Origin of the sequence: Micromonospora sp. CPCC 205554, from assembly GCF_036902745.1 — a bacterium.
GTDB lineage: Bacteria > Actinomycetota > Actinomycetes > Mycobacteriales > Micromonosporaceae > Micromonospora > Micromonospora tulbaghiae.
Genome location: NZ_JBAKHP010000060.1, coordinates 1 through 5,387, shown reverse-complemented (window position 1 = coordinate 5,387; position 5,387 = coordinate 1). Strand labels below are relative to the sequence as shown.

Genomic DNA, 5,387 nt, shown 5'->3' with positions numbered 1-5,387 from the left:
CGGGGGTTCCGCGGATGTGGGGCTTCTGGTTGGTGTGTGGTTGTTCTTTGAGAACTCAACAGGGTGCTTGTAAAGCCAGTGCCAATTGTTTTATACCCCGGACTGGTGGCTGTTCTTTGGAATGGTTGCTGGTTGGGATTCCTTTGGCAACACTTTTGTTGCCAGGTTGATTGCTGTTCGACAAGTTTTTGTTGGAGAGTTTGATCCTGGCTCAGGACGAACGCTGGCGGCGTGCTTAACACATGCAAGTCGAGCGGAAAGGCCCTTCGGGGTACTCGAGCGGCGAACGGGTGAGTAACACGTGAGCAACCTGCCCCAGGCTTTGGGATAACCCCGGGAAACCGGGGCTAATACCGAATATGACCTTGCACCGCATGGTGTTTGGTGGAAAGTTTTTCGGCTTGGGATGGGCTCGCGGCCTATCAGCTTGTTGGTGGGGTGATGGCCTACCAAGGCGACGACGGGTAGCCGGCCTGAGAGGGCGACCGGCCACACTGGGACTGAGACACGGCCCAGACTCCTACGGGAGGCAGCAGTGGGGAATATTGCACAATGGGCGGAAGCCTGATGCAGCGACGCCGCGTGAGGGATGACGGCCTTCGGGTTGTAAACCTCTTTCAGCAGGGACGAAGCGTAAGTGACGGTACCTGCAGAAGAAGCGCCGGCCAACTACGTGCCAGCAGCCGCGGTAAGACGTAGGGCGCGAGCGTTGTCCGGATTTATTGGGCGTAAAGAGCTCGTAGGCGGCTTGTCGCGTCGACCGTGAAAACCTGGGGCTCAACCCCAGGCCTGCGGTCGATACGGGCAGGCTAGAGTTCGGTAGGGGAGACTGGAATTCCTGGTGTAGCGGTGAAATGCGCAGATATCAGGAGGAACACCGGTGGCGAAGGCGGGTCTCTGGGCCGATACTGACGCTGAGGAGCGAAAGCGTGGGGAGCGAACAGGATTAGATACCCTGGTAGTCCACGCTGTAAACGTTGGGCGCTAGGTGTGGGGGGCCTCTCCGGTTCCCTGTGCCGCAGCTAACGCATTAAGCGCCCCGCCTGGGGAGTACGGCCGCAAGGCTAAAACTCAAAGGAATTGACGGGGGCCCGCACAAGCGGCGGAGCATGCGGATTAATTCGATGCAACGCGAAGAACCTTACCTGGGTTTGACATGGCCGCAAAACTGTCAGAGATGGCAGGTCCTTCGGGGGCGGTCACAGGTGGTGCATGGCTGTCGTCAGCTCGTGTCGTGAGATGTTGGGTTAAGTCCCGCAACGAGCGCAACCCTCGTTCGATGTTGCCAGCGCGTTATGGCGGGGACTCATCGAAGACTGCCGGGGTCAACTCGGAGGAAGGTGGGGATGACGTCAAGTCATCATGCCCCTTATGTCCAGGGCTTCACGCATGCTACAATGGCCGGTACAATGGGCTGCGATACCGTGAGGTGGAGCGAATCCCAAAAAGCCGGTCTCAGTTCGGATCGGGGTCTGCAACTCGACCCCGTGAAGTCGGAGTCGCTAGTAATCGCAGATCAGCAACGCTGCGGTGAATACGTTCCCGGGCCTTGTACACACCGCCCGTCACGTCACGAAAGTCGGCAACACCCGAAGCCGGTGGCCCAACCCTTGTGGAGGGAGCCGTCGAAGGTGGGGCTGGCGATTGGGACGAAGTCGTAACAAGGTAGCCGTACCGGAAGGTGCGGCTGGATCACCTCCTTTCTAAGGAGCACCATCCACCGAAAGGTGGCATGGAGCCCGCGGTCCGCGAATGTCGGGTCGGGGTGCTCAGATGGCGGAGACACTGGCAAGTCGGTCGCCGGCAACGGCTGCGGATCTTCTAGTACAGCCACTCTCGGGTGGTGGGAACGAGTCCGTGGTGCGGCTGGGGACGGATGTAAGCACCCTGTTGGGTCCTGAAAGAACAACCGAGGTTGTTTTTTCAGAGCCATGACCCTGCCCTGAGAGGGCGGGGGTTGGTGCCAGGCATGGCCTGGTCTCGCAAACCGTGATCCTTGGTGGGTTGTAGGTGTGGGGCTGTGGGTTGTGGGTTGGTTGTTTGTTGAGAATTGCACAGTGGACGCGAGCATCTTTGTGGTCAAGTTGTCAAGGGCGAACGGTGGATGCCTTGGCACCAGGAGCCGATGAAGGACGTGGGAGGCCGCGATAGGCCTGGGGGAGCTGTCAACCAAGCTGTGATCCCAGGGTGTCCGAATGGGGAAACCCGGCATCAGTCATGTGATGTCACCCGCACCTGAACACATAGGGTGTGTGGGGGGAACGCGGGGAAGTGAAACATCTCAGTACCCGTAGGAAGAGAAAACAAATAGTGATTCCGTGAGTAGTGGCGAGCGAAAGCGGATTGAGGCTAAACCGGCGGCGTGTGATACCTGTCAGGGGTTGCGTGGTCGGGGTTGTGGGACCCTGCTGAACAAGCTGACACTTGTTCGAGGAGTTACAAAGCCAGTGGCTAGTCGAACAGTCTGGAATGGCTGACCGTAGACGGTGATAGTCCGGTAGGTGAAAGTTGCTGGTCTTCTGTGGGTGTTCCCGAGTAGCGGCGGACTCCTGAAATCTGCCGTGAATCTGCCAGGACCACCTGGTAAGCCTAAATACTTCCTGGTGACCGATAGCGGACGAGTACCGTGAGGGAATGGTGAAAAGTACCCCGGGAGGGGAGTGAAATAGTACCTGAAACCGTTCGCCTACAATCCGTCGGAGCCTTGCGGGGTGACGGCGTGCCTTTTGAAGAATGAGCCTGCGAGTTAGTGGCATGTGGCGAGGTTAACCCGTGTGGGGGAGCCGTAGCGAAAGCGAGTCTGAATAGGGCGTTTTTAGTCGCATGCTCTAGACCCGAAGCGGAGTGATCTAGCCATGGGCAGGCTGAAGCGCGGGTAAGACCGCGTGGAGGGCCGAACCCACCAACGTTGAAAAGTTGGGGGATGACCTGTGGTTAGGGGTGAAAGGCCAATCAAACTCCGTGATAGCTGGTTCTCCCCGAAATGCATTTAGGTGCAGCGTCGCGTGTTTCTTGCCGGAGGTAGAGCACTGGATGGTCTAGGGGGCCCACAAGCTTACCGAAATCAGCCAAACTCCGAATGCCGGTAAGTGAGAGCGCGGCAGTGAGACTGCGGGGGATAAGCTTCGTAGTCGAGAGGGAAACAGCCCAGATCACCAGCTAAGGCCCCTAAGCGTGTGCTAAGTGGAAAAGGATGTGGGGTCGCATAGACAACCAGGAGGTTGGCTTAGAAGCAGCCACCCTTTAAAGAGTGCGTAATAGCTCACTGGTCAAGTGGTTCCGCGCCGACAATGTAGCGGGGCTCAAGCACACCGCCGAAGCTGTGGCATTCACATTTCAACTTCGTATCTCCTTGATGAGGTATGCAGGTGTGTGGATGGGTAGGGGAGCGTCGTGCCGGGGGTGAAGCAGCGGGGTGACCCAGTTGTGGACGCGGCACGAGTGAGAATGCAGGCATGAGTAGCGAAAGAAGGGTGAGAAACCCTTCCGCCGGATGACCAAGGGTTCCAGGGCCAGGCTAATCCGCCCTGGGTGAGTCGGGACCTAAGGCGAGGCCGAGAGGCGTAGTCGATGGACAACGGGTTGATATTCCCGTACCCGCGAAAGAGCGACCCTGACGAACCTCGTTGTGCTAACCACCCGAACTGCCGGCGGTCTTCGGACCAATGGTGGGGAGCGTGGGAACCTGGCGGGTAGTAGTCAAGCGATGGGGTGACGCAGGAAGGTAGCTGAGCCCGGCCGGTGGTTGTGCCGGGGTAAGCGTGTAGGCCGTGCCGTAGGCAAATCCGCGGCGCATACAGGCTGAGACGTGATGCCGAGCCGATTCAGGTGAAGTCAGTGATCCTATGCTGCCGAGAAAAGCCTCTAGCGAGTTCTTAGCGGCCCGTACCCCAAACCGACACAGGTGGTCAGGTAGAGAATACCGAGGCGATCGGGCGAACTGTGGTTAAGGAACTCGGCAAATTGCCCCCGTAACTTAGGGAGAAGGGGGGCCGGAGACGTGAAGCCCCGCGCGGGTGGAGCGTTGTATGGCCGCAGAGAGCAGGGGGAAGCGACTGTTTACTAAAAACACAGGTCCATGCGAAGAAGTAATTCGATGTATATGGACTGACGCCTGCCCGGTGCTGGAACGTTAAGGGGACCTGTTAGCTCTTCGGGGCGAAGCGGAGAACTTAAGCGCCAGTAAACGGCGGTGGTAACTATAACCATCCTAAGGTAGCGAAATTCCTTGTCGGGTAAGTTCCGACCTGCACGAATGGCGTAACGACTTCCCCACTGTCTCAACCACAGGCCCGGCGAAATTGCATTACGAGTAAAGATGCTCGTTACGCGCGGCAGGACGGAAAGACCCCGGGACCTTTACTATAGCTTGACATTGGTATCTGAATTAGCTTGTGTAGGATAGGTGGGAGCCGGTGAAGTCCATACGCCAGTATGGGTGGAGGCAATCTTGAAATACCACTCTGGTTGATTTGGGTATCTAACTTCGGACCGTTATCCGGTTCAGGGACAGTGTCTGGTGGGTAGTTTAACTGGGGCGGTTGCCTCCTAAAGGGTAACGGAGGCGCCCAAAGGTTCCCTCAGCCTGGTTGGCAATCAGGTGTTGAGTGCAAGTGCACAAGGGAGCTTGACTGTGAGACTGACAGGTCGAGCAGGGACGAAAGTCGGGACTAGTGATCCGGCACTGGCATGTGGAAGCGGTGTCGCTCAACGGATAAAAGGTACCCCGGGGATAACAGGCTGATCTTCCCCAAGAGTCCATATCGACGGGATGGTTTGGCACCTCGATGTCGGCTCGTCGCATCCTGGGGCTGTAGCAGGTCCCAAGGGTTGGGCTGTTCGCCCATTAAAGCGGTACGCGAGCTGGGTTTAGAACGTCGTGAGACAGTTCGGTCCCTATCCGCCGTGCGCGTAGGATACTTGAGAAGGGCTGTCCCTAGTACGAGAGGACCGGGACGGACGAACCTCTGGTGTGCCAGTTGTCCCGCCAGGGGCACGGCTGGTTAGCTACGTTCGGAAGGGATAACCGCTGAAAGCATCTAAGCGGGAAGCTCGCTTCAAGATGAGGTATCCCACCCACTTTGTGGGGTAAGGCCCCCAGCTAGACGACTGGGTTGATAGGCCGGAAATGTAAGCCCGGTAACGGGTTCAGTTGACCGGTACTAATAGGCCGAGGACTTGACTACCAAGCTGCTACGCGTCCACTGTGCAACTCTGAACAAACCACCACCCACCAGGGTTGGTTGACATGTTCATAGAGTTACGGCGGTCATGGCGGAGGGGAAACGCCCGGTAACATTCCGAACCCGGAAGCTAAGCCCTCCAGCGCCGATGGTACTGCACTCGGGAGGGTGTGGGAGAGTAGGACACCGCCGGACAATCTTCCA

The 5,387-nt window shown here is 57.9% G+C and carries 3 rRNA genes; all 3 read left to right on the top strand.

The window, feature by feature from the left end:
- Positions 1-188: 188 nt before the first annotated feature.
- The 3 genes from V6U82_RS31455 to rrf all read left to right on the top strand — a co-directional run bounded on the left by V6U82_RS31455 (position 189) and on the right by rrf (position 5,378).
- Positions 189-1,703 (top strand): 16S ribosomal RNA (locus V6U82_RS31455).
- Between the two features lie 374 nt (positions 1,704-2,077).
- Positions 2,078-5,186, top strand: a 23S ribosomal RNA gene (locus V6U82_RS31450).
- 75 nt (positions 5,187-5,261) lie between these two features.
- Positions 5,262-5,378, top strand: a 5S ribosomal RNA gene (gene rrf, locus V6U82_RS31445).
- Together the 16S, 23S and 5S rRNA genes form the textbook arrangement of a ribosomal RNA operon.
- The last annotated feature ends 9 nt before the right edge of the window (positions 5,379-5,387 follow it).